26 protein-coding genes are annotated in these 25,323 nt (G+C 63.6%); 12 read left to right on the top strand and 14 right to left on the bottom strand.

The features are described from left to right. Window position 1: 1 nt before the first annotated feature. Together LFT47_RS20030 and LFT47_RS20025 are read left to right on the top strand one after the other, a co-directional pair. Window positions 2-1,129: a serine hydrolase domain-containing protein gene (locus LFT47_RS20030; protein WP_236813485.1), complete on the top strand. Its 1,128-nt coding sequence runs from the start codon at window positions 2-4 to the stop codon at window positions 1,127-1,129. Between the two features lie 9 nt (window positions 1,130-1,138). Beyond that, window positions 1,139-1,672, top strand: coding sequence for a phosphohydrolase (locus LFT47_RS20025; RefSeq protein ID WP_236813484.1), 534 nt, complete (start codon window positions 1,139-1,141; stop codon window positions 1,670-1,672). A 27-nt stretch (window positions 1,673-1,699) separates the two neighbouring features. Here LFT47_RS20025 and LFT47_RS20020 read toward each other — a convergent pair whose 3' ends face one another. The 9 genes from LFT47_RS20020 to LFT47_RS19980 all read right to left on the bottom strand — a co-directional run bounded on the left by LFT47_RS20020 (window position 1,700) and on the right by LFT47_RS19980 (window position 9,288). Next, on the bottom strand, window positions 1,700-2,242 hold the full coding sequence (locus LFT47_RS20020; RefSeq protein ID WP_236813483.1) for a DUF1003 domain-containing protein: 543 nt from the start codon (window positions 2,240-2,242) through the stop codon (window positions 1,700-1,702). A 94-nt stretch (window positions 2,243-2,336) separates the two neighbouring features. Beyond that, window positions 2,337-2,483 carry a lmo0937 family membrane protein gene (locus LFT47_RS20015; protein ID WP_113990647.1) on the bottom strand — a complete coding sequence of 49 codons (147 nt, stop codon included), beginning with the start codon at window positions 2,481-2,483 and terminating at the stop codon, window positions 2,337-2,339. A 172-nt stretch (window positions 2,484-2,655) separates the two neighbouring features. Next, window positions 2,656-3,867, bottom strand: coding sequence for a type II toxin-antitoxin system HipA family toxin (locus LFT47_RS20010; protein ID WP_236813482.1), 1,212 nt, complete (start codon window positions 3,865-3,867; stop codon window positions 2,656-2,658). Next, complete coding sequence (locus tag LFT47_RS20005; RefSeq protein WP_236813480.1) at window positions 3,864-4,097, bottom strand: helix-turn-helix transcriptional regulator; 234 nt, start codon at window positions 4,095-4,097, stop codon at window positions 3,864-3,866. The genes LFT47_RS20010 and LFT47_RS20005 overlap by 4 nt, the downstream gene beginning before the upstream one ends. A 138-nt stretch (window positions 4,098-4,235) precedes the next feature. Further along, window positions 4,236-5,483 carry a low temperature requirement protein A gene (locus tag LFT47_RS20000; protein ID WP_236813478.1) on the bottom strand — a complete coding sequence of 416 codons (1,248 nt, stop codon included), beginning with the start codon at window positions 5,481-5,483 and terminating at the stop codon, window positions 4,236-4,238. A gap of 3 nt (window positions 5,484-5,486) precedes the next feature. Further along, on the bottom strand, window positions 5,487-6,146 hold the full coding sequence (locus LFT47_RS19995) for a transmembrane-type terpene cyclase (RefSeq protein WP_236813476.1): 660 nt from the start codon (window positions 6,144-6,146) through the stop codon (window positions 5,487-5,489). A 79-nt stretch (window positions 6,147-6,225) separates the two neighbouring features. Beyond that, window positions 6,226-7,536, bottom strand: a complete 1,311-nt coding sequence (locus LFT47_RS19990) for an ATP-binding protein (RefSeq protein ID WP_236813474.1) — start codon at window positions 7,534-7,536, stop codon at window positions 6,226-6,228. Between the two features lie 94 nt (window positions 7,537-7,630). After that, window positions 7,631-8,380: an SDR family NAD(P)-dependent oxidoreductase gene (locus LFT47_RS19985; protein ID WP_236813472.1), complete on the bottom strand. Its 750-nt coding sequence runs from the start codon at window positions 8,378-8,380 to the stop codon at window positions 7,631-7,633. Continuing rightward, window positions 8,377-9,288: a fumarylacetoacetate hydrolase family protein gene (locus LFT47_RS19980; RefSeq protein WP_236813470.1), complete on the bottom strand. Its 912-nt coding sequence runs from the start codon at window positions 9,286-9,288 to the stop codon at window positions 8,377-8,379. Before LFT47_RS19980 ends, LFT47_RS19985 begins: the two co-directional genes overlap by 4 nt. Before the next feature lie 144 nt (window positions 9,289-9,432). Here LFT47_RS19980 and LFT47_RS19975 point away from each other — a divergent pair, with 144 nt between their 5' ends. From LFT47_RS19975 to LFT47_RS19940, 8 genes are all read left to right on the top strand, one after another. Continuing rightward, a complete protein-coding gene (locus tag LFT47_RS19975; protein WP_236813468.1) occupies window positions 9,433-10,758 on the top strand; it encodes an L-fuconate dehydratase in 1,326 nt (441 codons plus the stop codon). A 56-nt stretch (window positions 10,759-10,814) separates the two neighbouring features. Next, complete coding sequence (locus LFT47_RS19970) at window positions 10,815-12,053, top strand: ABC transporter substrate-binding protein (RefSeq protein WP_236813467.1); 1,239 nt, start codon at window positions 10,815-10,817, stop codon at window positions 12,051-12,053. Between the two features lie 73 nt (window positions 12,054-12,126). After that, complete coding sequence (locus tag LFT47_RS19965) at window positions 12,127-13,098, top strand: carbohydrate ABC transporter permease (protein WP_236813465.1); 972 nt, start codon at window positions 12,127-12,129, stop codon at window positions 13,096-13,098. Further along, the gene (locus LFT47_RS19960; RefSeq protein ID WP_236813463.1) at window positions 13,091-13,990 is read left to right on the top strand and encodes a carbohydrate ABC transporter permease; all 900 of its coding nucleotides are present in this window, start codon (window positions 13,091-13,093) and stop codon (window positions 13,988-13,990) included. Before LFT47_RS19965 ends, LFT47_RS19960 begins: the two co-directional genes overlap by 8 nt. Before the next feature lie 64 nt (window positions 13,991-14,054). Then, the gene (locus LFT47_RS19955; RefSeq protein WP_236813461.1) at window positions 14,055-15,338 is read left to right on the top strand and encodes an alpha-L-fucosidase; all 1,284 of its coding nucleotides are present in this window, start codon (window positions 14,055-14,057) and stop codon (window positions 15,336-15,338) included. Between the two features lies 1 nt (window position 15,339). Continuing rightward, window positions 15,340-15,654, top strand: coding sequence for an L-rhamnose mutarotase (locus tag LFT47_RS19950; protein ID WP_236813459.1), 315 nt, complete (start codon window positions 15,340-15,342; stop codon window positions 15,652-15,654). After that, entirely contained in the window at window positions 15,651-16,604 is a 954-nt protein-coding gene (locus LFT47_RS19945) for an aldo/keto reductase (RefSeq protein WP_236813457.1), read from the top strand. The genes LFT47_RS19950 and LFT47_RS19945 overlap by 4 nt, the downstream gene beginning before the upstream one ends. Beyond that, on the top strand, window positions 16,601-17,452 hold the full coding sequence (locus LFT47_RS19940) for an amidohydrolase family protein (RefSeq protein ID WP_236813455.1): 852 nt from the start codon (window positions 16,601-16,603) through the stop codon (window positions 17,450-17,452). The genes LFT47_RS19945 and LFT47_RS19940 overlap by 4 nt, the downstream gene beginning before the upstream one ends. On the opposite strand, the gene LFT47_RS19935 is transcribed toward LFT47_RS19940, so the two are convergent. The 5 genes from LFT47_RS19935 to LFT47_RS19915 all read right to left on the bottom strand — a co-directional run bounded on the left by LFT47_RS19935 (window position 17,449) and on the right by LFT47_RS19915 (window position 23,128). Continuing rightward, window positions 17,449-18,120: a FadR/GntR family transcriptional regulator gene (locus LFT47_RS19935; protein WP_236813453.1), complete on the bottom strand. Its 672-nt coding sequence runs from the start codon at window positions 18,118-18,120 to the stop codon at window positions 17,449-17,451. The genes LFT47_RS19940 and LFT47_RS19935 overlap by 4 nt on opposite strands. Window positions 18,121-18,317: 197 nt before the next feature. Beyond that, the gene (locus LFT47_RS19930; protein WP_236813451.1) at window positions 18,318-19,835 is read right to left on the bottom strand and encodes an amino acid permease; all 1,518 of its coding nucleotides are present in this window, start codon (window positions 19,833-19,835) and stop codon (window positions 18,318-18,320) included. Between the two features lie 124 nt (window positions 19,836-19,959). Next, entirely contained in the window at window positions 19,960-21,384 is a 1,425-nt protein-coding gene (aspA, locus tag LFT47_RS19925) for an aspartate ammonia-lyase (protein ID WP_236813448.1), read from the bottom strand. 56 nt (window positions 21,385-21,440) lie between these two features. After that, window positions 21,441-22,475 carry an asparaginase gene (locus tag LFT47_RS19920; protein ID WP_236818727.1) on the bottom strand — a complete coding sequence of 345 codons (1,035 nt, stop codon included), beginning with the start codon at window positions 22,473-22,475 and terminating at the stop codon, window positions 21,441-21,443. A gap of 20 nt (window positions 22,476-22,495) precedes the next feature. Then, window positions 22,496-23,128: a FadR/GntR family transcriptional regulator gene (locus LFT47_RS19915; RefSeq protein ID WP_442863481.1), complete on the bottom strand. Its 633-nt coding sequence runs from the start codon at window positions 23,126-23,128 to the stop codon at window positions 22,496-22,498. Between the two features lie 355 nt (window positions 23,129-23,483). On the opposite strand from LFT47_RS19915, the gene LFT47_RS19910 reads away from it, so the two are divergent. Then, window positions 23,484-24,635, top strand: coding sequence for a Fic family protein (locus LFT47_RS19910; protein ID WP_236813444.1), 1,152 nt, complete (start codon window positions 23,484-23,486; stop codon window positions 24,633-24,635). A gap of 218 nt (window positions 24,636-24,853) precedes the next feature. Further along, complete coding sequence (locus LFT47_RS19905) at window positions 24,854-25,321, top strand: hypothetical protein (protein WP_236813442.1); 468 nt, start codon at window positions 24,854-24,856, stop codon at window positions 25,319-25,321. The last annotated feature ends 2 nt before the right edge of the window (window positions 25,322-25,323 follow it).

The following is a 25,323-nucleotide window of genomic DNA, read 5'->3' as shown; positions in this document are numbered from 1 at the left end:
GGTGGATGCACAGACGATTGCCCCTGGATTCGAATCAGTCGCCGAGCTCTTTGGCCGATTCCTGAGCGAGGATCCGGAATATTCAGCCCAGCTCGCGGCCTACCACCGCGGGGTCAAGGTATTGGACATCAGCGGTGGGCCGCACCGACGCCCGGATTCCGTGACCGGTGTTTTCTCCTGCTCCAAGGGAGTATCCGGGCTTGTCATCGCACTGCTGGTCCAGGACGGCTTCCTGGACCTTGACGCCGAAGTGGTCAAGTACTGGCCGGAATTCGGGGCGGAGGGAAAGGCCACGGTTACCGTGGCCCAGCTGCTTTCCCACCAAGCCGGTCTTCTGGGGGTCGAAGGCGGACTCACCCTCGCGGAATACAACAACTCCGAGCTGGCCGCCGCCAAACTCGCCCAGATGCGGCCGCTCTGGAAGCCCGGGGCGGCCTTCGGCTACCACGCCCTGACCATCGGCGTCTTCATGGAGGAGCTTTGCCGCAGGATCACCGGGTCCACCCTCCAGGAAATCTACGAACAACGTATCCGCTCGGTCACGGGCGCCCACTTCTTCCTGGGACTGCCTGAGTCCGAGGAGTCACGCTATGCCACCTTGCGTTGGACCGAGGACCCTTCCCAGCCGTGGATCGATCCGGCCAGCCATTTCGGCCTTTCGGCAAACTCGGCCGTGGCAGACATCCTTGACCTGCCCAACCTCCGCGAGGTCCGCGCAGCCGGCCTGAGTTCAGCCGCCGGAGTCGCCAGCGCCGAGGGCATGGCCCGCGTCTACGCTGCGGCCCTCACCGGACTTGCCCCCGGCGGCGACCGTCCCGCCGTCGCGCCCCTCCTGAGCGAAGAGACCATCCAGGCTGTCTCGGCCGAGCAAGTCTTCGGCATCGACCGCGTGTTCGGCGAGACCAGCTGCTTTGGGACCGTGTTCATGAAGTCGCACGCCCGCTCGCCATACGGCAGCTACCGTGCGTTCGGGCACGACGGCGCCAGCGCATCCTTGGGGTTCGCTGACCCTGTCTATGAACTCGCCTTCGGGTACGTGCCCCAACAGGCCGAGCCGGGTGGAGCGGGATGCCGCAACCTCGAACTGAGCGCCGCCGTGCGGAAGGCAGTCACCGAACTGGCTCAGTAGGATGAAGCCATGACCGAACCGAGATTCACCGTTGAAACAGCCATGGTCCTCGCCGAAGTGGCGCACAACCGCCAGAAGGACAAGCTGAAGCGGCCGTACCGCGAGCACGTGCTGGCGGTAGGAGATGCGCTCGCCGATTTCGACGACGACATTCGGATCGCGGGCTACCTGCACGACATCGCCAAGGACACACCTATTACCAAGCAGGGGTTGCTCGACATGGGTGTTTCCGAGCGTGCCGTGGGCATCATCGAGCGAGTAACGCGCCGATTCCAGGATGACTCGGACAACGATGAAGCCGTCACGCTGCACATCGCACAGGACCATGACGCCACCCTCGTCAAGATCGCATGCAACGCCCACAACTCCGTGCCGGAGCGTGTGCGGGCGCTCGCCGAGAAATGGCCGGACAAGGCACCCACCAGGCGCTACGCCGACGCCCGGGAAGTGCTTTACAAGGCTGTGCCACGTGGCGAAATCCACCTGGTCCTGCAGCGCATCAACCCGGATCTGCTGTCCGAGATGGACCGGCTGGCGGACTAATACTTCAACGCAGCAGGTTTCGACTGTCTACGGTTTCGTCGGGTCGCCCTGCCCCGGGCTGGAAGCAGCCGCCGCCTCCCGGGTTGCAGATGCAGTGACTTCCGCGAGGACCCGGTGATGGATCTGGGCGGTGAGCTCGTGAATCGCGCGCGTGAGGTCGGTGTTCTCCTCGAGCAGATGCTCCTGGGCGTTGTAGTCGTGGTCCGCCTTCACCTGCTGGAAAGCTGCCTGACGGTTCTGTCCGATCATGACGAAGGTCGAGAGGAAGATCGCTTCGAGCGAGACGATCAGCGTCAATGTCGGCCACGGACTCTGCTCGAACACGAGCATCCACACGGCAAAAAGCAATATATGCAGGTAGACGAAGTTCATCGATCCGGCGAAGGCCGTGATTGCATCCGCGACTCGAAGCTGAATGCTTGCTGCCCGGCGCTCAGCCTCCGCCAGGACCGATGGATGGAGCTTTTCCCGCTCGCTTTGAGAGAGCAACCGCGTAGGTCTCAGATAAGAGCGTGAATGCGGAAGGGTGCCCGCGGTGGATGTCGATTGGTGTCCGGCCTGCTGTGCCATACGTTCGATCCCTTGGCTCGCGGCGAGCCCATCTCGCCTCTGAGAGCGAGCCTAGCGTCGCCGTGCGCGCGAACCTAGGACCGGACGTTCGTACTTACGCGCGGGATCTTCCACGGAGGAAGTGGAAGATCAGGACGATCACGGCAATGACCAAAAGCAGGTGAATGAACCCGCCGCCGATATTGCCGATAAAGCCGAGAAGCCAGAGAACAGCGATGATGATGGCTATCCAAAGCAACATGAGGGTCTCCCTTTTGTGTACGAATGGAAATGCTGATTCCGCGTTCCGCTGGTCTGCGGCCTGCGCAGATATCGTGTGGTGACCTCACTTTATGTCAGGATGGGGTTCCTGTTAACGGGTAGTCGAGAAGCGATAGTCTGGTTCCGTTTTGGTGGCCGGTGCAGGGAGAAACCTACCCGCCCATCAACCTTCGCCGATGCTTGAGCTCCTTGACCCAGTCCCTCGTCTGCAGCGGCCCGAAAGGTGAGGCGCCGGCGTCGAGCTCTGCGATGAGCGGGCCTGAGGCCTTGAGCGCGAGTCTCAAAACTCCTTCCGCTGCGCGCTCCGTGAGCCCGAGCTTGCCGGCCCAGGCAAGGAAGTGCTTTCGGGAGACTCCGCTCTTCTTGCCGCCGATGCCCAGCGCGAGCGTCTTGTCCCCATAGACCACCGTGGAGGGGATGTCGTAGACCGGAGCGATGGTGTACTCGCCCTGCGGCGACTGAGCCCCTGCCTGTGACTGAACCATTGACACGTTCTTGGCGTGGAGGTCGCCGTTGCCGCTGAGCCAGGCGAAAGCCAGCTGGATGGCGAGGTTCCGCAAGGCCGGGAGGGGCGCGGAACAGTGCGCCGCCAAAGCCTCGCATACCTCGCCGAACGGCACGCTGTACTTGTCCCCAGGGTAGAGTCCCAGGACTTGGGCTCCGTCCTCGACGGCGAGGCGCACGGGGGTGCCGTCGGCTCCGGTGAGCCGATCGAAACGCCCGACGAGCAGCCCGGCCCGCCCGCCGACGTCGTGCACCAACTGAACGCTACTCACTGGGATCCGGAGCTTGCGCGCATAGCGGAACATGAGGAATTCGTTTTCCACGACGAACGGGAACTCGGGGGCGTTGAGTTTGAGGATGAAGCGCTTGCCCGCTTGCGCGACCGGGAGCGAAATCATCCCGGCCGACAACTTGTCCTGCACACCCGCCAGGGCCACAGGATCGATGAGGCCTGAGTTGCCGAGCAGCGCGTCGAAGTCGAGCGGCAGCTTCGAGTCGAGCACGACGGCGGAGCCTCCTTCCGTGGGCGGCTCACCGTGGGGAACCGTCTGGACATCGCCCACGGCGTCCCCGCCCGCGCCCATGAGGAGCGCGAGCTCGTCGTCGGCGCTGGCTTTGACCGCCCGGCGCAGTGAATTCAGGCGGCGGCCTTCCGGGAGGAGGCCCGTGAAGTAGGGCGGAACTGCGCCGCTCGGGGTGAACACTGCTTCGCGGGTCAGCGGGAGCGTGGTGGCGACGGCCGGGGCGCCCGATTCGAGGTACCGCGGCAAGTAGCTGAACTTGGTGCCGCCTTCATGCCGTTCGATGCGCGCCGCCAGGACGCCCTGCTTGTAGACGTCGGCGATGCGGTGGAATGTCATGGCTGGCTGGATTGGTTGCCCGCGGCTTGCACCAAGAGCTCAAGGCCCAGTGTGCCGAGGACCGCCAGGAGTGGTTCCAATTGGACGGTGGTCTTCCCCTGCTCCACGAAGCGGACGAACCGTTCCGAGACTCCTGCGAGGTCTGCGAGGTCGCGCTGGCTCAGGCTCAGGGAGCCGCGGCGGGCACGGACCTTGGCGCCGAGGGACTCGGTGAATTCCTGGGGGGACATGTCCATCCTTCCGAGCCTTTTGTGGGCATGCGCGTTTCGTGTGTCCGGTACGTTCGTGCCGGTTTCACAATTTTCCGCCTCCTTGAGGGGCGAATCAAGAGCCTTTTTGCGGGAATCGGTACGTTCGTGCCGGTCTTCCTAGGTGGCCGGACGTGCCTTCAGCCTTTCCAGCGCTGCCTCCCTGCTCACGGCCCCGCGGCGTTCGTCGATCACGATCGAGATAGCCAACACCGCCACAATCACCATCATGCAGACAGGAACAGAGACGTCCAGGGCGGCCAGGCCCACGCTGCCGAAGAGCAACACGACCACGAGAGCCGTGACTCCGAGGAGAGCGCGGTCGAAGCCCAGGAGGTAGCCATACAACGAGCTCAGGGCCACCTTGAACAGGGCCACCGGGACGGCGATGGTGGCTACTACAACCATGGCGCTGATGTGGGCAGCATGATCAATGAAGAGTGCGGCGACATGTAGTCCGCCGCCAGTAGCGGCGATCGACGCGAAGATGAACATGTGACCGTATCCGAAGGCGAATGCCCGGTGCCGTTGGTGATGCAGGGCGTGGCCGGCCGGGAGGATGAAGTAGATCCACCACATTCCAAAGGCCAGCCCGGTCCCGCCGAGACCCACGAGGGCGGCATCAACGGACCAGCCGTGAAGGGCCACGATCGCCCGAAGGGACTCGATGGCTCCGATCAGGCACTCGCCGAGGGCGATGATCGCCAGGAGTCCGTACCGTTCCGCGATGTGGTGCGCGTGCCAAGGAGTCTTGGCTTTGCGCTCGGCGATGGTCGGGGTTGCCATTTCCAGCAGGAAGAGCGGGGCAGCCATGAGGAAATTCGTCAGGATATCGGCGTGGACAATCAGCACCACCACCCAGCCAACCTGCGCCACCACCAGGAACTTCGCGTAGGTGAGGCAAGCGCTGCGGCGCTCCGGATCCTGCTTCGCGGCGCGCAGCCACTGGAACACCAACGCCAACCGCATGATGATGTAACCCAGCACCATGGTGGAGTTGTCCACGCGTTGGCCCTCGTCGAGCGATTGGAACATCGGTTCAATGCCCATGGCTAGGATGAGCACACCCACCATCTGCACCATGGTGACAACCCGGAAGACCCAGTCGTCAGTGTCGTAGGCGCTGGCAAACCACGAGAAATTGATCCAGGCCCACATGACGGCGAACATCGCGAAAGTGAAGCCGATCAACCCGGATCCGAAACGGGCCTCGGCCAGCTCATGCGCGAACTGGCTGCCGGCCACCCCGAAGGCGATCACAAAAGTCAGGTCAAAGAAGAGTTCCAGGGGCGTGGCGGTGCGATTCAGCTCCTGGGGATCGCGCCCGCCCATGCGCGACAGTGCATGGCGCAATGGATTCATGGACATGGTTCAGGGTACCGCCGGGAGGCCCCCGGAGTCCCGATCTGGGGAGAGGGCGCCCGGGTTCCTCTTGGCCCACAACAGCAGCCCGATGTACGTCAGGTCGAAGATGCTGCACAGGACACCAATGCCCAGAATGAACAGCGAACTCTCGAGGACCCCAAAGGTGATGGTGGGCGCGAGGGTCCCGATCCACTTCGCCACAGCAATCACCAGGGATTGGCCCCTCAGGCTGCGCCGGGCCGCGAACATCGCAATAAACAGGCCGGACATGAGGAGATTCTGCAGGAAAGCCGCGTACCGGGACGCGGGACCCCAATCGAACTCGGCGATGAACAGCCACTGCACGGCGAACGACGCCAGGCCCAGCAGGATCGCCCATCCGATGAACAGCGGCCGGGTGACAAACCCGGGAAGCTCCCGCCTGCCGAACGCGAAGAACGTGTACACAATTGCGACGTCGGCCAACGCCCAGGCAATGTTGATGACGCCCTGAACGGACAGCCTCGTGCTGAGCGAATGCACCGAGTAGATGACCTCCCACGCGAAGTTCAGCCCAAGCGCCGCTGCAGGGATGGCATATGTCTTGTCGCGAAACCCGATCCGGATCGCGCAAATGTAGACCGTCGTCCAAGCGACGCCGCTCAGGATTGTCAGAAACAGGTTCACGGTTCCCCCTTCTCCAACGCGGGGTCACTTAGCGCCCATCCCGGGCCCGAACATGGGCCGTAAGTGACCCCGCGTTGCTCTAAACCCGGGCGAGAGAGTCGATGTCCTCGAGGAAGCCTTGGTGGACTTCGTCGCTGACGGTGGTGCGGGTGTCGGCGATGGCGTCGAGGTAGTCCTGGGTGACTGGTCCCTTGCGGGCGTTCGACGCCGGTGCGGGGCCCCCGTCGGAGGCGCCGCCGTCGTACACTGCTTTCTCCAGCGCGCGCTGGGAGGCGCTGCGTGCCGCGTACTCGATGTCGGCGGGGGAGAAGCCCTCTGTTCTGGACACCAGCAACGCCACATCCACGGAGTCCACCACGCTGGCCGGGATGAAGCGCTGCCACATCGCTTCGCGGGCGTGGACGTCGGGCAGGCCGATGGGGATGACGTAGTCGAAGCGGCCGTGGCGCAGGAAGGCGGTGTCCAGGGCGCGGATGAAGTTGGTGGCACACACCAGGAGGCGGCCTGGCTGTTCGCGGAAGGCCGGGATGATCTTGAGGAGCTCGTTGGTGACGCCCTGCAGCGGCGACGGCGGCTCGCCGGAGCGCTGGGACGCGATCTCCTCCACTTCGTCGATGAACACGACCGCGTGCTCCAGTTCGGCGATTTCCAGGAACGTCTCGCGGAGCGCGCCGGCAAGGCCCTTCGGATCGGAGGCCAGCCGCGAGGGGAACACCTCCACGAACGGCCACTCGAGCCGGGACGCGATCGCCTTCGCAAAGGTCGTCTTGCCGGTCCCGGGCGGGCCGAAGAGCACGACGGCGCGCGGCGGCACCACGCCGAATTGATCGGCGAGGTCGGCCTCGGCCAGGGGAAGGACCAGCCGGCGTTCCAGCAGCTCTTTTTCGCGGCGCATGCCCGCGACGTTTTCCCACAGGTCCCGGGCCAGGATGCGGCCGCCGAGCTGGCTCAACGGCTCGAGTTCCTGGCGCTGGACCGGGATGGTCCGTTCGAAGTAGTGCAGGTTCTGTTTGAGCAGGAAGCCGCGGCCCAGGAACGCTTCAACACGGGTTTCGGACTCCGGCATGAGCGCCGAGAGCTTGTTGAGCCCGTGCGGGGTCATCCGGTTCTCGACGGCGGCCAGCAGCGAGGTGCCGATCCCGCGGCCGCGGAACTCGGGCAGCGTGGCCAGGAAGACGATCCAGCCCTGGTCATGGGCCGCACGTCCGACGGCGGCACCCACCACCTGCTCGCCCTGCACCGCCACCACGGCGTGGTCCTTCTCGCACGACGCCAGGACCTCGGAGAGTGCATAGACCGGGTCCACGTTGTCCGCTTTGAGCGACTCCCACAGGTGCAGGATGCCGTCCATGTCCGACGAGTGGAAGTCCCTGATGCGCCAATTGCTCATGCCCTGCTCCTTGGTGGATCGCCATCGATTGCCTGGTGTTGAGCATAGGCGAACAGGTGGCGGCGAGGGGTTGCGCGGGCGTTGCGTTACGCGCCTACCCCACCGGGCGCAGCCGCAGCCCCTGCATGCCGCCGTCGATCGCCAGGGACGTGCCCGACGTCGAGCCGGACAGCGGGCTCGCGAGGTAGGCGACGGCGCCGGCGACCTCTGCTGCCTCCACCAGGCGACCGTGCGGCTGGCGGGCGTTGAGCGCGGCGCGCTCGGCGGCAGGATCGGCGGAGGATTCGAGCAGCCTGCCCACCCACGGCGTGTCCACCGTGCCCGGGTTGACGCAGTTGACGCGGATCCCTTCGCGGACATGGTCGGCTGCCATGGCGAGCGTCAGGGACAAGACAGCGCCCTTCGACGCCGAATACAAGGCCCGCTGCGGCAGCCCTGCCGTCGCGGCGATGGAGCACGTGTTGACGATTGCGGCCGCGGGCGATTCGCGCAAGTACGGCAGGGCAGCACGGCTGACGCGGGCGATGCCAACCACATTGATGTCGAGCACGCGGTGCCATTCGTCGTCGTCGTTCGCCGACACGTCCCCTTGGGCGCCGATCCCCGCGTTGTTGACCACCACGTCGAGCCGGCCGAACTTCCCGACGACGGCGTCGACGGCGGCGCGCACCGAGGCGCCGTCGGCCACGTTGCATTCGACGCCGAAATGCGGGGTCCGGGAGGGGTTGAGGTCGAGTACGGCGACCTGCGCGCCGCCGTCGGCGAGTCGATCCGCGATGGCCGCACCGATGCCCGACGCCCCGCCGGTGACCAGCGCTACGAGCCCCTCGAACTCGGTGTTCACCGGGTTGCCTTTTCAGTGCCCGCCACAGCAAGCGAACCGGAGCGGGCGCGGTAGAACTCTTGCCGCTGGCGTCCGAGCCCTTCTACTTCAAGCTCCACCACGTCGCCGGGTTGGATATACGGGAAGCGGCCGGAGAGCGCCACGCCTTCCGGAGTCCCCGTGAGAATGACGTCGCCGGGCTCCAGGACCATGAACTGGCTGAGGTGGTGGACCACGGTCAGCGCGTCGAAGATCATGTCCGATGTGTCCGACGATTGGCGGATCTCGCCGTTGACCCACGTGCGCAAGGCGAGCTGGCCGGCGTCGAGCTCATCCGCGGGAACCAGCCACGGGCCGAGGGGAGTGGACTGCGGAAGAGATTTGCCTTTGGTCCACTGGCCCGCGGCTCCGGGCAGTTGGTAATCCCGTTCGGAGAGGTCGTTGGCGACGACGTAGCCCGCGATGCAGTCCGCAGCCTCGTCCGTGCTGGAAAGGTATGACGCTTCGCGGCCGATGACGATTCCGAGTTCCACCTCCCAGTCGTACTTTTCCGACGACGGCGGGATGGGCGCGGCGTCGAAAGGGCCACTGACCGTGTTGCTCGGCTTCAGGAACACTACGGGTGATTCCGGTGGCGTGGCGCCGGATTCGGCCGCGTGGGCGGTGTAGTTGAGGCCGATGCAGACGACGTTTCCCGGGCGGGCGACGGGCGATCCGATCCGGAGGCCTTCGGCCGAAATCTCGGGAAGATCGCCGGCATCAAGGGCTTCCCGGGTGCGTGCGATGCCGTCCGTGGCGAGGAACTCTCCGTTGATGTCCTTCGTCAGCGGGTCAAGGCTGAAGTATTTTTCGGTGCCGTTGGCGTCTTGGGCGATGACCGCCGGCTTTTCATTTCCGGCAGTGCCCAGCCGGGCGAATTTCATGTTCATGTATTCCTCCGTGCTCTGGCTCTAACATCCGAGCTCTAGTCTGCTGTTGCTCTCCATAATACGGAAATGTGACCCATTGACAATGCAGACATCGGATGTTTACGCTCATCCCAGCAAACGACCTGCTGCCAAGCAAGGAGCACAATGAGCGTTATCACCGCGGTGGACACCTTCGATATCCGCTTTCCCACCTCCCAAGAGCTGGACGGATCCGATGCCATGAATCCGGACCCGGACTATTCGGCGGCATATCTGGTGATCCGCACTGACGCCGGTGACGGCCACGAGGGCCACGGTTTCGTCTTCACCATCGGTCGCGGCAACGAGGTGGAGGCCGTGGCGATCGAAGCCCTCCGCCACCACATCCTGGGCCGCAACGTCGAGGAATTGCTCAGCGACATGGGCGGCACCTGGAAGCTTCTTGCCCACGATTCCCAACTCCGTTGGCTCGGTCCCGAAAAGGGCGTGATGCACATGGCGATCGGCGCCGTCGTCAACGCCCTTTGGGACCTCAAGGCCAAGCGGGCCGGGCTCCCGCTCTGGGAACTGCTGTCCGGAATGAGCCCCGAGGAGATCGTGGCGCTCGTGGACTTCAGGTACCTCAGCGATGCCCTCACACCGGACGACGCGCTGGGAATATTACGTGCGGCGGAACCGGGGCGCGCCGCCCGCAGGGCAGCGCTTCTCGCGGAGGGATACCCCGCATACACCACGACGCCGGGTTGGTTGGGTTACAGCGACGACAAACTTGTGCGTCTGGCCAAGGAAGCCGTTGCCGAAGGTTTCGGGCAGATCAAGCTCAAGGTGGGGGCCTCGCTGGAAGACGACATCAGGCGCGTCCGCACGGCACGCGACGCCGTGGGGCCGGATATCAAGATCGCGGTGGACGCGAACCAGCGCTGGGACGTTCAGGAAGCCATCGACTGGATGGCACACTTGGCTCCCTATGACATTGCTTGGATCGAGGAACCCACGAGTCCCGATGACGTCCTGGGCCATGCGGAGATTGCCCGGGGCGTGGCGCCGATCCCCGTGGCTACGGGTGAGCATGTCCACAACCGGGTGATGTTCAAGCAGATGCTGCAGGCCGGATCCCTGCAGGTCCTGCAGTTGGATGCGGCGAGGGTTGCGGGAGTGAACGAGAACATCGCGATCCTCCTTCTTGCCGCGAAGTTCGGCGTCCGCGTCTGCCCGCATGCAGGCGGAGTCGGTCTCTGCGAAGCCGTCCAGCACTTGTCGATGTTCGATTTCGTGGCAGTTTCCGGCGACAAGAGTGGTCGGATGATTGAGTTCGTCGACCACCTGCACGAGCACTTCGTCACTCCGGTGGATGTCCATGACGGCTGCTACTGGCCTCCGTCCGCACCCGGAGGCGGCAGCGAAATGGTCGGCGGCACGCTGGCCGACTACAGCTTTCCCGACGGCCCTGAATGGGCCGACGGATCCAATCCTTCGACTCCCCAGCAGTAACCTCATCGAAATTCCTCGAAAGCACAGTTACCTACTGAAAGCACGCGGTGAAAGATATGCGCAAAGAAGCGTTGGTGGCAGGTGCCTTGGCACTTGGCCTTATTGGACTTACAGGCTGCGGGGGCAGCTCGTCCGGCAGTACCGCAGACGGCAAGACCGCCATGACCTGGGCCATGTGGGTCGGCGGCACGGAAGACCAGAAGAACTGGGAAAAGGTTGCCGATGACGTCAGCAACACCCTGGGCGATGTGAAGATCACGCTGCAGGGTTCTACTTTCCAGGACTACTTCACCAAGATGAGCACCCAGCTCAGCTCGAATACGGCCCCGTGCCTGGTGGCGGTCCAGAGCCTGCGGACAGCGCAGCTCAAGGACGGCATGCTCCCGCTCGATGACCTCGTCAAGAAGAACAACGTGGATTTGAGCGCCTTCGATGCCTCCATGATCAAGGGGCTCAGCGCCGACAACAATCTCTACGCCCTGCCGTATGACGTGGGCCCGGTGATGATGTTCTACAACAAGGACATGTTCGATGCCGCAGGCGTGCCCGTCCCGAAAGCAGGCTGGACAGCCGATGAGTTCGTGGCCGCCGCGAAGAAGCTGTCGGCCAACGGAAAGCACGCCATCGCACCCAACACGGCCGATCTCTTCGTTGAATCGCAAGTCCTCGCCTACAACGGCGGACGTGTCCTCAAGGAAGACGGCACCATGGACGCAAGCGACCCGACCTTCGCCAAGGGACTCCAGTGGGTCTCGGACCTGACAAACAAGGAGAAGGTCTCCCCGCAGCTTCCTGGTGGCGACCCGGCGTTCAGCTCCAATGAATTCCTGGCCGGCAACACCGCCATGAATATTGACGGCCCGTGGTCCCTGCTGGACGTCAAGGGCAAAGCCAAGTTCAAAGTAGGCGTCACCACCCTTCCCGCCGGCCCGGGCGGCGGGAAAACCTTCAGTGCCGGCTCGGGCTGGGGCATCTCCAAGCAATGCGCTACTCCGGACAAGGCCTTTGCCGCCCTCAAGGAAATGACCGGCGACAAGGTCCTGGGGAATCTGGCGGCAGCAGGGCGCGCACTGGCCGCACGCACCGCCCAGCAGACAAAGTGGATCGACAACGCGGGCATTCCGGGAGTCGCGGAGACCCTCAAGAGCGCCGAGGCCACGGCAGTCCCGATGCCAAGCAACACCAACAGCGACCAACTGGGCCAGCTTTTCAACCAGTACCTCGTCAAATCCATCAACGGACAGCAGAGCGCAGCGGATGTCATGAAAGACATTGCGGCGCAGCTGCCCCGATGATCAGTGTGGCGCCTGCCCGGCAGTTCCTGTGCAACGGCCGGGCAGGCATGCACTCTTCGCAAAGGAATGGGAAATGACACTACTCAAGCCAACCAAGGCGCCGCTCGCTGAAGTCGAGGCAACCATCTCCCGTGGGCGGGCGAAAAGGAAGGCGAAGGCCGAGCCGGATGCCCAGCTCGGCCGGCGGACGATGTGGGGACCGGCGTTTGCCCTGCCACATGGGCTTGGCCTCGCCATCTTCACTCTGTTGCCGATTGTTGTTTCCCTCGTCATCAGCCTCTTCCGCTGGCCGCTCCTGGGAACACCGAGTTTCCTTGGCTTGGGTAATTACGAGCGGTTGTTCAGCGATCCCATCTTCGGGCAGGTTGTCGCGAACACCGTCCTGTTTGTGGTCCTCTATGTGCCCCTGAACCTGGTTGTGTCCCTGGGCCTTGCCGCGTGGTTGACTCCGCGTATCAAGGGGCGCCACATTTTCCGGGTCATCTTCTTCATTCCTTCGATCACCCCTGTGGTGGCCAACGTCGTCGTCTGGAGGATGCTGTACCAACCCGGTGGATTCATCGACGGCACCCTGCAAAGCGCCACGGGAATTTCAGCGCCAAACTTCCTCGGAGACGAACACTGGGCAATGATGGCCATTGTCGTCATGAGTGTGTGGCAGGGGTTCGGCTACAACATGCTGGTTTTCTCGGCTGCCTTGGACGCAGTCCCTGAGAACCTCACCGAGGCGGCGGCAATCGACGGCGCCAACGCCTGGACCATCTTCTGGCGGATCAAGCTCAAGCTCATTTCGCCGTCGATCTTCTTTGGGACGATGATGACGCTCATTACTTCCTTCCAAGTCTTCGCCCAGCCGTTCATCCTGACCAAGGGAGGGCCCGGCTCGTCCACCTCGACGATCGTCCTGTACATCTACAACCAGGGCTTTCAGTTCCACCAGCTCGGACTGGCATCGGCGGCCGCTTGGATCCTGTTCGTCATCATCCTGGGCGTGACGGCAGTCCAGTTCCTCGGACAAAAGAAGTGGGTCCACTACGATGCTTGAGACAACCAGCCGGATACGCCCCCTCGCCGCCCGTCCCCGTGGCTCCGGAGCGCCCGGAAGACGATGGTCCGCAAGGATCCGGCCCGCCATTGGCTACATGATCCTTTGCCTGATCGCGCTGCTCTTCTTGTCCCCGCTGATCTACATGTTCGCCACCTCGTTCAAACCCCCTGCTGAAATCTTCAGCGTTCCGCCGAAGCTGTTCGGCTCGGAATTCCGATGGCAGAACTACCAGGAGGCCCTGAACTACATGCCGTTCCTGCGATTCATGGGCAACGGCCTTTTGGTCTCGGCGGCGGGAACGGCGCTCACCTTGGTGGTTTCGGCGTTCTCCGGTTATGCCTTCTCCCGGCAGCGCTGGCGGGGCCGGAACCTCGTATTCATGGTGTTCCTGGCAACCCTGATGATTCCCCAAGAGGTCCTGATCGTCCCGATGTTCGTCATGATGCAGAAGGTGGGTTGGGTGAACACTTTCCAAGCGCTCATTGTGCCCTGGGCATTTACGGCATTCGGCGCATTCCTGCTCCGGCAGTTCTTCCTTGGCGTACCCCAGGAACTCGACGACGCGGCCAGGGTGGACGGCGCGGGAACCCTCAGGACCTTCCTCTTGGTCATGCTCCCACTGGCCCGACCGACCATGGCCGTGCTGGCGGTCTTCAGTTTCATCAGCTACTGGAACTCGTTCCTCTGGCCGCTGGTGGTGATCAACGACGTCAACAACCTCGGCACCATTCCACTGGGGTTGCAGATGTTCTTCGGCCAGCAGGGCAATCAGTGGCACCTGGTCATGGCCGCCTCGGTGATTTCAATGGCTCCTACTCTCCTGCTGCTGATCCTCCTGCAGAAACACCTGGTCAAAGGCATCGTCACGAGCGGCTTTGGCGGACGCTAAACCCACCGAGAAAACAACCCTCAGCAACCCAACACCCGCAACAACTTTGAAGGAGTATCAACCAATGATCGCCCAAGCACCTTGGTTCACGGAGTCCCGGTTCGGCATGTTCGTCCACTGGGGCCTGTATGCCCTGCCGGCCCGGCACGAGTGGGTCATGAACCGCGAACGCATTCCTGCCGAGGAATATGAGAAGTATTTCCAGCACTTCAACCCGGATCTCTACGATCCGCGGGAATGGGCCCGCGCTGCGAAAGACGCCGGCATGAAATACGTGGTGCTGACCACCAAGCACCACGAGGGCTTCTGCCTCTGGGATTCCGCACTCACTGACTACAAATCCACCAAGACTCCGTCCGGCCAGGACCTCGTGGCCCCGTACGTCGAGGCACTGCGGGAATTCGGCTTGAAGGTAGGTTTCTACCATTCACTCATTGACTGGCACCACCCGGATTTCACCATCGACGGGTTCCACCCCGAACGGGACAACCCCGAGGCTGAAAAGCTCAACGAGGGCCGTGACATGGCCCGGTACCGCGAATACCTCCATGGCCAGGTGCGCGAGCTGCTCAGCAACTATGGCCAGATCGACTACCTCTTCTTCGACTTCTCCTACACCAGCGAGGACCACAAGGACATCTGGGGCGGCAAGGGCCGCGAGGCGTGGGGTTCCGTGGAACTCTTGAAGATGGTCCGGGAACTTCAGCCGGGCATCATCGTCAACGACCGCCTGGACATTCCCGGCGACTTCGCCACACCCGAGCAGTACCAGCCTGCCGGTCCCATGATGGTGGACGGCGTGGAGGTGCCTTGGGAAGCGTGCCAGACGCTTAACGGCAGCTGGGGCTATGACCGGGACAACCTGGACTACAAGTCCGTGGACTTGCTGGTACGGATGCTGGTCGACGGAGTGTCCAAAGATGGAAACCTGCTCCTCAACGTCGGTCCCACAGGCCGCGGGAATTTCGATCCGAGGGCCGTGGAGTCCCTCCGCGGTATCGGCGACTGGATGAAGCTGCACTCCCGGGCCATTTACGGCGCCGGACCGGCGGCATGGACTCCGCCCGCCGACGCCCGGTACACGCGCCGCGGCGACCACCTTTACGTGCACCTTTTTGCGTGGCCTTTCGAATACGTTCACCTCCCCGATCTCGCCGGCAAGGTGGAATACGCCCACCTGCTCAACGACGCCTCCGAAGTCGCTATGCTCGAGATCGCACCGGACCGCGAAGCAATCAACACCACCCCTGGAGGACAGCCAGCAGGTACCCTGACACTGAAGCTGCCCGTCCAGCGACCGGACGTGGCGGTGCCCGTCGTCGAACTCTTCCTGAAGCCCGGGGTGTAGCGTGCCCGAAACGATTGCCCTGCACACCCGACTCAAGCCGGGTGCCGAGCAGGACTATGTGGATGCCCATGCGGGAATCCCCGCCGAGCTCGTCGCCGCCTTGAAAGAGGCCGGGGTGGGAAATTGGCGGATCTGGCGCAGCGGCCAGGAGCTCTTCCACCTCGTTGACGTGGAAGACTATCAAGCCATGCGCAGGGCTCTTTCGGACCATCCGGCCAATGTCCCGTGGCAAGCCCGCATGGCGGAGCTTCTGGACGTTCAGGACGACTATTCGGGCAACGATTCAGGCATCCCGTTGGTATGGGAGCTGGCATGAGCGGCGCCCGATGGGATGGCCGGTTGGGCAAGCTCGGCTTCGGCGCCGCCGGCATCGGCAACCTGTACCGTGCCATGTCGGACGCCCAAGCAGCCTCCACTGTCAACGCGGCCTGGGACGCCGGAGTCCGCTACTTCGACACCGCCCCGCACTACGGCTTGGGACTGTCCGAGCGACGGCTTGGCGAGGTGCTGAGGGAGAAGCCCCGGGGTGAGTTTACGGTGTCCACGAAGGTGGGCCGGCTGCTGGTATCGAATGCGGCGGGAGCCAACGCGAAAGACGACGAAGGCTTTGACGTCCCGGCCACGAGCAAACGCCGGTGGGATTTTTCCGAGTCAGGCATCCGCCGGAGCATCGAAGAATCACTCGAACGGCTCGGCTTGGACCACGTGGACATCGCCTACCTGCATGATCCGGATGTCCATGACCTCGCCAAGGGGATCAGCGAAGCCTTGCCTGCCCTGGAGAAGCTGCGTGCGGATGGCATGGTGAAGGCGATCGGCGTCGGGACGAACTCGGCGGAAGCCGCGCTCGAATGCGTCGAAGCCGCGGATCTGGACCTGGTGATGCTTGCCGGCCGGTACACCTTGCTTGAGCAGCCCGGTGTTCCGCTCCTTGACCGCTGCGTGGCGCGCGGCACCGGCGTCGTGAACGTGGGCGTGTTCAACTCGGGCCTGCTGGCACGGCCCGAGGTCCCCGAGAACGCGCACTACAACTATGCGCGTGCCCCGCGGGCGCTGGTGGAGCGTGCGCGGGCGCTCGCCGGCGTGTGCCGGGGCTTCGGGGTGGAGCTCCCGACGGCGGCACTCCAGTTCAGCCTGCGACACCCCGCCGTGGTGAACGTGACGGTGGGGGCGAGCAGCCCGGAGCAAGTGTCCACCAACGCAGCGCGGATGAATGAGACAGTGCCGGAAGAGCTGTGGGCGGATTTGGCAGGAGTGCCCGGGTGATTGATTCCCACCTGCACCTGTGGGAGCTCGGGCCGGGGGCTTATGCGTGGCTTGGCCCGCAATACGGCGAACTGTTCCGCAGCTACGGCGAAGCCGAGGCCCGGGAAAACCTGGACGGGGCGAGCGTCGGGGGAGCAGTGCTCGTCCAGGCTGACGACACCCTCGCGGATACAGAGTCCATGCTCGGTGTCGCCGACCGTAACTCCTGGGTACTCGGCGTCGTCGGCTGGATTCCCCTCGACAAGCCGTCCGAAGCGGAGAAAGAACTGCAACGGTTCGTCCGGAACCCCGCGTTCAGGGGTGTCCGGCACTTGGTCCACGACGATCCTCGGGACGATTTCCTCGAATTGCCCGCGGTCCGCGATTCTTTGAGCATGCTAGCCAGCCACCGATTGGCCTTCGACGTCCCGGACGCCTTTCCGCGGCACCTCGGGCGTACGGTTCAGCTGGCCCGGGACCTCCCGGAGCTGACGGTTGTGCTGGACCATCTCGGGAAGCCGCCGCTGGCCGATGCAGCGGCGATGGACGTGTGGCGTGCGGATTTCCGGGCCTTTGCCGAGCTGCCCAACACCGTGGCCAAGGTGTCAGGCCTGCACTTGCCGGGCGTCCCGTACACAGCGGAGGCCTTGCGTCCGCTCTGGGACGAGGCGATGGATGCCTTCGGTCCTGGACGGCTCATGTTCGGTGGCGATTGGCCCGTCAGTACCTTGGGTGCTCCGTACGGCCGCACCTTGGAGGTGCTGCTGGAACTGGCCGAGGAGCTGACTTCGGCCGAGCGGGAGGAGTTCCTTGAGGGAACCGCCGTGCGGACGTACGGGCTTCATGAGCGAGGAATCGGCGCAAACTAGAGCGCTTGGCGTAGCCAGCTCTCGACGCCGCTGATGTGGACAGTCACGAGCGCCCGGACCAGCTCGGCGTCGCCGCGTTCCAAGGCGTCCGCGATGGCCTTGTGCTCCGCGAGCGTGTGCGCAACGGCCTTTTCCTGGGTCAAGCCGCGCCAAATGCGGGCGCGGACGGTGCTGCTGGAGAGGGCCTCAAGCAGGCCGGCGAGGTAGTCATTTCCGGCGGCTTGGGTGATGATGCCGTGGAATTCGAGGTCGTGGGCCACGAGTTCTTCGACGTCGGTGTTCTCGTCGATCCCGTCCATCGTGGCGCGCAGGGCCGTGAGCGCCGTCGGGGTCATCTTGCCTGTGGCGATGAACGCGGTGGCGGGCTCCAGGATTCGCCGGACCTCAAAGAGTTCCAGGATGGAACGGTCCTGATGAAGATCAACGACGAACGCCACGGCCTCGTTGAGCAACTTAGCGTCAAGGCTGGTGACGTACGTGCCGTCCCCACGCCGCACGTCCAGGACCCGGATGAGTTCGAGGGCCTTGACGGCTTCGCGCAGGGAGCTTCGCGAGAGGCCGAGCCGCTCGCTCAGTTCCTTCTCCGGCGGGAGGCGGTCCCCGGCCTTGAGTTCGCCGCGGATCAGCATGTCCTTGATCTTGCTGATCGCTTCATCTGTGACAGCCATGGCTACATCCTAACGGCGAATGATCCGATGTCTGGCACCCAACTAGCTCGCATTTGTTGTCGTTATGGGGCCCCAAAACGACAACAAATGCGAGTCAGTTGGGCACCCAACGCACGACGGCGGCACCCGGGTTCCGCGCGAACGGAACCCCGGGTGCCGCCGTCGGGCACTTAGTTTTTGGGCGAGCGCTGAAAGGTCTAGATCCTGTCCTCGGCACCGGCAACCGGCAGGTTGGCGATCACGGGGGAACTGCCGGTGAAACCGTCGCGGGCTGCGGCGAGCTCGTGGATCTGCTTGCGGCACAGGTACCAGCCGACCACCATGAGGGCGCAGGCAATTGCCGTGACCAGCATGGTGAGCGGGGAGTCGATGAACACCATCACCAGCACACCCACCAGGAACAGCAGCGAAAGGTAGCCGGTGTAGGGGGCGCCGAACATCCGGAAGGACGGACGCTTCAGCCAGCCTTTGTCCGCCCAGCGCTTGAGCTGCATCTGGCACAGGACAATCGTTGCCCAGGTGACGATGATGCCCACGGAGGCGACGTTGAGCACGATTTCGAATGCTTGAGCAGGGACGAGGTAGTTCAGCGGAACACCGAGCAACGAGACGCCGGCCGTGATGGCGATGCCGCCATAGGGGACACCGGCCTTGTTCATGCGCTGGGCGAACTTCGGAGCCGAACCGGCCACGGACATGGAGCGCAGGATGCGGCCGGTGGAGTACAGCCCGGCGTTCAGCGAGGACAGCGCAGCCGTGAGGACCACGAGGTTCATGATCACGTCAACGCCCTGGATCCCGATGTGGCCGAAGAACGTCACGAACGGACTGACGCCCTTCTCGTACGAGGTGTACGGAAGCAGCAGGGCCAGCAGGATGACGGAGCCGACATAGAAGACAGCGATGCGGAAGACCACGGAGTTGATGGCCTTGGGCATGATCTTCTCGGGGTTCTCGGTCTCACCTGCCGCCGTTCCTACGAGCTCGATCGAAGCGTACGCGAACAGCACACCCTGCATGAGGATGATCATCGGCAGCAGGCCGTTGGGGAAGATGCCGCCGTGATCCGTGAGGAGGCTGAAGCCGACCTCCTGGCCCGGTACCGGCGTGCCGAAGATGACGAAGAAGGTGCCCACCACGAGGAAGGCCGCAAGAGCAGCCACCTTGATGAGCGCGAAGTAGAACTCCATTTCGCCGAACACCTTGACGGAAACCAGGTTCAGGCTCAGAACGACGACCAAGGCGATCAAGGCCCATGCCCACTGCGGAACAACGCCCATCCAGGGGACGTATTTGCCGAAGAAGTTCATGTAGAGGGCCGCGGCGGTGATGTCCACGATAGTGGTGGTGGCCCAGTTGATCCAGTAGAACCAGCCGGAGACAAACGCAGCCTTCTCGCCGAAGAATTCGCGGGCGTAGGAGACAAAGGAGCCCGACGACGGGCGGTGCAGCACGAGTTCGCCGAGGGCGCGCAGGATCAGGAAGGCAAAGAAGCCGCAGACCGCGTACGCGATGACGAGGGAGGGGCCCGCAGCGTTGAGGCGGCCGCCGGCACCCAGGAACAGGCCGGTGCCGATGGCACCGCCGATCGCGATCATCTGGATCTGACGCGGCTTCAGGCTCTTGTGATAGCCCTTGTCCTCGGCGTGGAGGAGCTTTTCAGTGGCGTGCGCCTGTGGCGGGACCGTGTGGTCCGTGATGGGTGCATTGGTCATGGGAATCCTTAGGGGGTGTCCTGTTGGGTGTCCGGATCTCGCCGTCCGGCCTGTCTTTTCGCGCGTTCATGCCCGACGGCGGCTGGTGAGGGCCGCCGTCGTCGGACGTTCAGCGCGGCTCAGCCTAGTTGCTGAGGTTGGCCAGGCGTTCGGGACGGAGGAGCTCGTCGAGCTGCTCCGAGGTCAGCAAGCCGTGTTCGAGAACGAGCTCGGCGACGCCCTTGCCGCTTGCCAGCGCTTCTTGGGCGATGGCGGTGGCAGAGGCGTAGCCGATGTGCGGATTGAGTGCCGTGACGAGTCCGATCGACTGCTCTACTGTGAGCCGCAGGCGTTCGGTGTTCGCGGTAATGCCCCGGATGCAGCGCGACGTGAGTGTGCGGCACGCGGCTTCCAGGTGGGAGATGCTCTTGTGGAGGCTGTGGACGATAATCGGCTCGAAGGCGTTCAGCTGGAGCTGTCCCGCTTCGGCTGCCATGGTGACTGTGACATCGTTGCCGATGACTTCATAGGCCACTTGGCTGACCACTTCCGGGATCACCGGATTGATCTTGCCTGGCATGATGGACGATCCCGACTGCACAGCCGGGAGGTTGATCTCGCCCAGTCCCGCACGCGGTCCGGAGGACAGCAAGCGGAGATCGTTGCAAATCTTGGAAAGCTTGACGGCGACGCGCTTGAGCACGCCGGAGAGGTGGACGAACGCGCCCACGTCCTGGGTGGCCTCGATGAGGTCGACCGACGTGACCAGCGGCAAGCCCGTGATCTCGGCCAGGTGCCTGCAGGCTGCTGCGGCGTATCCAACGGGGGCGTTCAGGCCGGTTCCGATGGCAGTAGCGCCAAGGTTGATCTCGTGGATGAGCAGCTGGGACTCGGCCAGTCGAGCCCGGTCCTCGCCCACGGTTACGGCGTAGCCGCCGAATTCCTGGCCGAGGGTCATGGGTACGGCGTCCTGCAACTGAGTGCGGCCCATCTTGACCACGGTGCGGAATTCCTCGCCCTTTTCCGCGAACGCGATCTGGAGTTCCTGAAGCGCGGAAAGAAGGCCCTGGACGGAGAAAATGGTGGCCAGGTTGACGGCTGTGGGGTACACGTCGTTGGTGGACTGGCTCAAGTTGACGTGGTCGTTCGGGTGCAGCCTGGCGTAGTCGCCCTTCGGGTGGCCAAGGATTTCAAGGGCCCGGTTGGCGATCACCTCGTTGGCGTTCATGTTGGAGCTGGTGCCGGCACCACCCTGGATGACGTCCACCATGAACTGCTCGTGGAGCTTGCCGTCCAAGATGTCCTGGCAGGCCTGCTCAATCGCGTCGGCCCGCTCGTCGTCCAGGAGTCCGAGCTCGCGGTTGGTGCGCGCGGCGGCGAGCTTGACTGCTGCGAGGCCCTTGACGAGGTTGGCGTTGCTCGCCAGCGGGTGGCCGGTGATGGGGAAGTTCTCGATGGCACGCAGCGTGTGCACGCCCCAATAGGCATCAGCAGGGACGTCCCGGTCGCCGAGGAGGTCATGTTCCGAGCGGAACCCTGGAATTGTCGTGGAGCGCACGGCAGATGTCATTGCTGTCCTTTGGTCTTTTGTGCTTGTTTGACTGCGTCAGTTGGACTCAGTCGAAGTCAGTTGGATGCGAGGAAGTTCGCGGCTCGCAGCACGCCAACAGGGTGGCCGCCGCCCAACACGGGCGCACTGGCGAGCGTGGCGAGCTGGCCGCCGTCGAGCCCTAGTTCCTCAAGGACGCGGACGGTGACGGGCATGCGGGCGCGGTCGCCGCCGTCGGAGATTTTGATGGCGACGCCGGTGCCGTTGCGCAGGCCGACGAGCTGGAGGCCTTCGAAACCGTCCTTGGCAAGCAGTCCGGGAACTGCGCGCATGATCGCTGTGACATCGCGACCCTCGCCGGCCACCATTTCGGGGAAGGCGCGCATGGCGTGGGCCACTTGGCCCTCCGCTTCAGTGTTGTCGGCCGCGGCCATGCGGGCATAGGCCCGGGCCATGCCGTGCAGGCTGTGGGCAAAGAGCGGGGTGCCGCAACCGTCCGTGCTGATGGCCGCGGCGTCTTCGCCCGTGAGCTCGGTGATGGTGTCCTTCACGAGCACTTGGAGCGGATGCTCGGGGTGCAGGTAACCCTGGACCGGCCAGCCGTTGATCACGCACGTGGCGGCCATGGATGCGTGCTTGCCGGAACAGTTCTGTGCGAGCTGGGTGGGCTCGCCGCCGCTGCGGAGCCATGCTTCGCGTTCGGCGTTGCCGTAGGGGAGGTCGGTGCTGTTTTCCAACGCGCCTTTGTCCAGGCCGTGCATCTCGAGGATGCGTGCGGCACCGTCGAGGTGCATTGCGGCACCGGAGTGGCTTGCGGCGGTGAGGGCGAGGAGGTTCTCCGGAAGCTTGAGGCCTGCGCGGACCATCGCGACCGCCTGCAGCGGTTTGAGGGAGGATCGTGGGTAGAACGCGGCGTCGGGCTCGCCCGCTTCGAGGAGCGTTTCGCCGTCCGGCCCGACGGCGATAAGGGAGCCGTAGTGGATGCTCTCGACCAAGCCGTCGCGGGTCTGTTCCGCGAGGGGGACGTGGCGTGGGGTGCTTGGAATGGCTGCTGCCGGGGTGGTGGCGGCGCTTTCGTGCAGAGCACCGTGCGTTGCATGCGGGGTGGGCATGACTTCCTTCAGTTGGTGGATCATTTGCTGAGGATGGTGTCCAACGCAACGCTGACGGCGCTGAGATGGTCTGCCATTGCGGCTTCGGCGGCGGGGGCGTCGCCGGCTTCGATGGCTTCGACGATGCGGAGGTGTTCATCGTCTGAAACATGCTGGCGGTCGGCCACCATGTTCAAGGTTTCGGATTGATGGGCCAGGGCTTCGCGTATGTCTGCGACAACGCTTTCGAACACCTTGTTGCCGCTTGCGCGGGCAATGGCAGAATGGAAACTGGCGTCGAGGCTGACCCAGGTCTCAGGGTCGGTCTCGGCTGCCATTGAATCCACGATTTCCTTGAGGTGTTCAAGGTCTTCCGGACTGCGGCGCTTCGCCGCGAGGCCTGCAGCCGGGACTTCGATATGCGGGCGTGCCTCGTTGAGGTCCCGTGCCGAGTACTGGCCGAGTGTGAGGTCATTGGCCACCCGGTCCGCGACGACGAACGTCCCTTTGCCGGTCTTGGTGACCGTCAGCCCGAGCGCAGTGCACGAGCGGAGCGCCTCACGGACGACCGAGCGGCTCACTCCGTACTGCGCAGCCAAGGTGGCTTCGGAGCTGAGTTTGGCCCCCACTTCCACGGTTCCGTCTTCAATGTCCTTGCGGACGGCGCTGAACACGGCTTCCGCGGCACTGAAGCGGGCGAGGGGCCGGGGGCTTGATGGCCTGGGCGCTTGGGCCGGCCGGGGGACGGCGCCGCTTGTGGCGGTGCGCTGGCCAGCCGCAGCTTTCTGGCTGATGGCTGGCTGTCCAGTGGCGGCCTGTCCGGCTGTCCGGCTGTCTGACAGGTTCACCCTACGAATATGGCACGGGTCACAGGGTGGTGTCAATGTTGGCTTGAGCTCTCGACTTAAATGCTGAATGCCCCAGATTTAATTGTCTGGTGCCCTCATGGCGGAGAGTTGGTTGATTTCTAGGGGCATGGCGGGGCATAGTCTTAATTGTTATGAATACCCTGGCGAAAATCCTGATGCGATGAAGCCCATCGAATTTCCCGACTTCCTGTTCAGTTCTCCGTTGGCCAAGGCCATCATTGAGCTAGAACGGATACGTAGTGACATGGGTGACGGAACGACTCATCCTGCGATCTTTTCGCAGTTAAAGGACCTCTTCCAACTGATGTCGAACATCATGAGCGCGCGTATCGAGGGAAACCGCACATCGATTGTCGACGCCGTGGCGGGCGTGGAACGGGCCGATCGCTATGGCGACGTGCAGCAAAATGATGGCGTTAAAGAGATCGTCCAGCTGCAACAAGCAACGGCCTTCGTCGATGCAACGGTGAGCCCGGGAACCACGCTGACACACGGACTTGTTCGGGAAATCCATCGAATATCGGTTGAAGGGCTGGAGCGTGAGGGCGATCGTACGCCTGGCGCATACCGGCTGAGCGATGTCACCATCAGCGGATCCGCCCACCGCCCGCCCGCTCCGGGTGATGTCCACAGTGACATGACTTCACTCCTGGATTTCATCAATGCAGATGTCGAGCAGAACTTTGAACTGCTGAAGATCGCTTTAGCCCACCACCGCTTCGTATGGATTCATCCATTTGGGAACGGAAATGGGCGCGTTGGAAGACTCCTCACGTATGCGGCGATGAGGCGACACGGGTTCTCTGACGCCGCTGGCTACCGCGGGCTGAACCCTACTGCAGTGTTTGGCCAGAACAGAAGTCTCTACTACGAACGTCTCGAGGACGCGGATTCGCTAGAGCCTGCGGCGCTCGTCCGGTGGTCTACCTATGTTCTGGAGGGACTCTTGGCTGACATGAGGAAACTTTCGATGTTGGGGACCCAGGGTTTCGTAACAGAAGAACTTCTACTGCCCGCTTTGCGAAGAGGACTGCAGACAGCGAGGTTTACGGTGAATGAAGCAAGTGCACTGTTCATCGTCGCGAAGAAGGGGGAGGCGAAAGCCGCGGACCTTGAATCGGCTTTCCCGGGCTCGGCTGCAACCCGTAGCCAGAACATCCGGAAGCTCCTCGATCGAGGCGTTATCGAGCCTATTGGCGACGGTAGGAGGACATACCGCCTCCGCCTGGTGCCGAGTGAGTTGACCCCGTTGCTGACGTGGCGCCTCGACCAGATGGGATTCCTGCCTCAGATACTGAGAGACACTCAATAGGCCAGTCGATCGAACCGGCATTCGTGCGGCGAACCAACTGCTGCCGGAGCATAATTGCTCCCATGGCCAACCGTCCGCGCGGGGGATGGGATTCAACGACACAGACAGCACCGCCCATAACGGTCGAGGTGCCGGTCCTCGGTATCGGAGCGGGCCCCTCGGACTATGAGGAGTTGGCGCGCTACGTGTTTGCCTTGCGCAGGCCGCGGGGATTGCACATGACACTGTTGCACCTGGGTGTCTTCGAGGACTTTTGCCGGGATGTGGCCGCTTGGACCAAAGGCAACACCGGTGTCGAGTCCGCCCAGCTCAGGACTGTTGCGTGGCTTGAGGCGCTGCCTCTGCTGGAGGCCTTTTCCGGCAGTTCCGAAAGGCTGATCGTCCTGGGCGGGGGCGGAGTGTGCGGACTGGAAGTGGATATCCCCGCGTCGGTGCGCGACTATCAGGTCTCCCTCGTGCACGCCCTTCACGAACTCCTGGATGAACTGCTTGTCGACAACATCGACGACTTCATCCTCAGCTCCCCTGCCCTTGGATTCCGCTCTCCTCGCTGGGTACCCCATGTGGCTGTGGGCAGGCCAATGTACAGGGGCCGCGGGCCTTGGGAGATTGGCCGGGTGGGAGTTGATTTCGGCGAATCGCGGATCAGGAACCGCCAAACCCTCCGGGATAGCGGTCCCGGCTGAGG

The organism is Arthrobacter sp. FW306-2-2C-D06B (assembly GCF_021789175.1).
GTDB lineage: Bacteria > Actinomycetota > Actinomycetes > Actinomycetales > Micrococcaceae > Arthrobacter.
Note: the sequence above shows the minus strand (reverse complement) of the source record. Positions and strands in the feature narration are given on the sequence as shown.

Bases quoted from the DNA above. Each gene is read 5' to 3' on its own strand.
- LFT47_RS19930 (WP_236813451.1), bottom strand. From the start codon at position 19,835: ATGACCAATGCACCCATCACGGACCACACGGTCCCGCCACAGGCGCAC.
- LFT47_RS20000 (WP_236813478.1), bottom strand. From the start codon at position 5,483: ATGTCCATGAATCCATTGCGCCATGCACTGTCGCGCATGGGCGGGCGC.
- LFT47_RS19970 (WP_236813467.1), top strand. From the start codon at position 10,815: ATGCGCAAAGAAGCGTTGGTGGCAGGTGCCTTGGCACTTGGCCTTATT.
- LFT47_RS20025 (WP_236813484.1), top strand. From the start codon at position 1,139: ATGACCGAACCGAGATTCACCGTTGAAACAGCCATGGTCCTCGCCGAA.
- LFT47_RS19960 (WP_236813463.1), top strand. From the start codon at position 13,091: ATGCTTGAGACAACCAGCCGGATACGCCCCCTCGCCGCCCGTCCCCGT.
- LFT47_RS19945 (WP_236813457.1), top strand. From the start codon at position 15,651: ATGAGCGGCGCCCGATGGGATGGCCGGTTGGGCAAGCTCGGCTTCGGC.
- LFT47_RS20010 (WP_236813482.1), bottom strand. From the start codon at position 3,867: ATGACATTCCACCGCATCGCCGACGTCTACAAGCAGGGCGTCCTGGCG.
- LFT47_RS20020 (WP_236813483.1), bottom strand. From the start codon at position 2,242: ATGGCACAGCAGGCCGGACACCAATCGACATCCACCGCGGGCACCCTT.
- LFT47_RS19910 (WP_236813444.1), top strand. From the start codon at position 23,484: ATGAAGCCCATCGAATTTCCCGACTTCCTGTTCAGTTCTCCGTTGGCC.
- LFT47_RS19965 (WP_236813465.1), top strand. From the start codon at position 12,127: ATGACACTACTCAAGCCAACCAAGGCGCCGCTCGCTGAAGTCGAGGCA.
- LFT47_RS19920 (WP_236818727.1), bottom strand. From the start codon at position 22,475: ATGCCCACCCCGCATGCAACGCACGGTGCTCTGCACGAAAGCGCCGCC.
- LFT47_RS19905 (WP_236813442.1), top strand. From the start codon at position 24,854: ATGACACTGTTGCACCTGGGTGTCTTCGAGGACTTTTGCCGGGATGTG.
- LFT47_RS19935 (WP_236813453.1), bottom strand. From the start codon at position 18,120: ATGGCTGTCACAGATGAAGCGATCAGCAAGATCAAGGACATGCTGATC.
- LFT47_RS19975 (WP_236813468.1), top strand. From the start codon at position 9,433: ATGAGCGTTATCACCGCGGTGGACACCTTCGATATCCGCTTTCCCACC.
- LFT47_RS20005 (WP_236813480.1), bottom strand. From the start codon at position 4,097: ATGTCCCCCCAGGAATTCACCGAGTCCCTCGGCGCCAAGGTCCGTGCC.
- aspA (WP_236813448.1), bottom strand. From the start codon at position 21,384: ATGACATCTGCCGTGCGCTCCACGACAATTCCAGGGTTCCGCTCGGAA.
- LFT47_RS20015 (WP_113990647.1), bottom strand. From the start codon at position 2,483: ATGTTGCTTTGGATAGCCATCATCATCGCTGTTCTCTGGCTTCTCGGC.
- LFT47_RS19990 (WP_236813474.1), bottom strand. From the start codon at position 7,536: ATGAGCAATTGGCGCATCAGGGACTTCCACTCGTCGGACATGGACGGC.
- LFT47_RS19955 (WP_236813461.1), top strand. From the start codon at position 14,055: ATGATCGCCCAAGCACCTTGGTTCACGGAGTCCCGGTTCGGCATGTTC.
- LFT47_RS19980 (WP_236813470.1), bottom strand. From the start codon at position 9,288: ATGAACATGAAATTCGCCCGGCTGGGCACTGCCGGAAATGAAAAGCCG.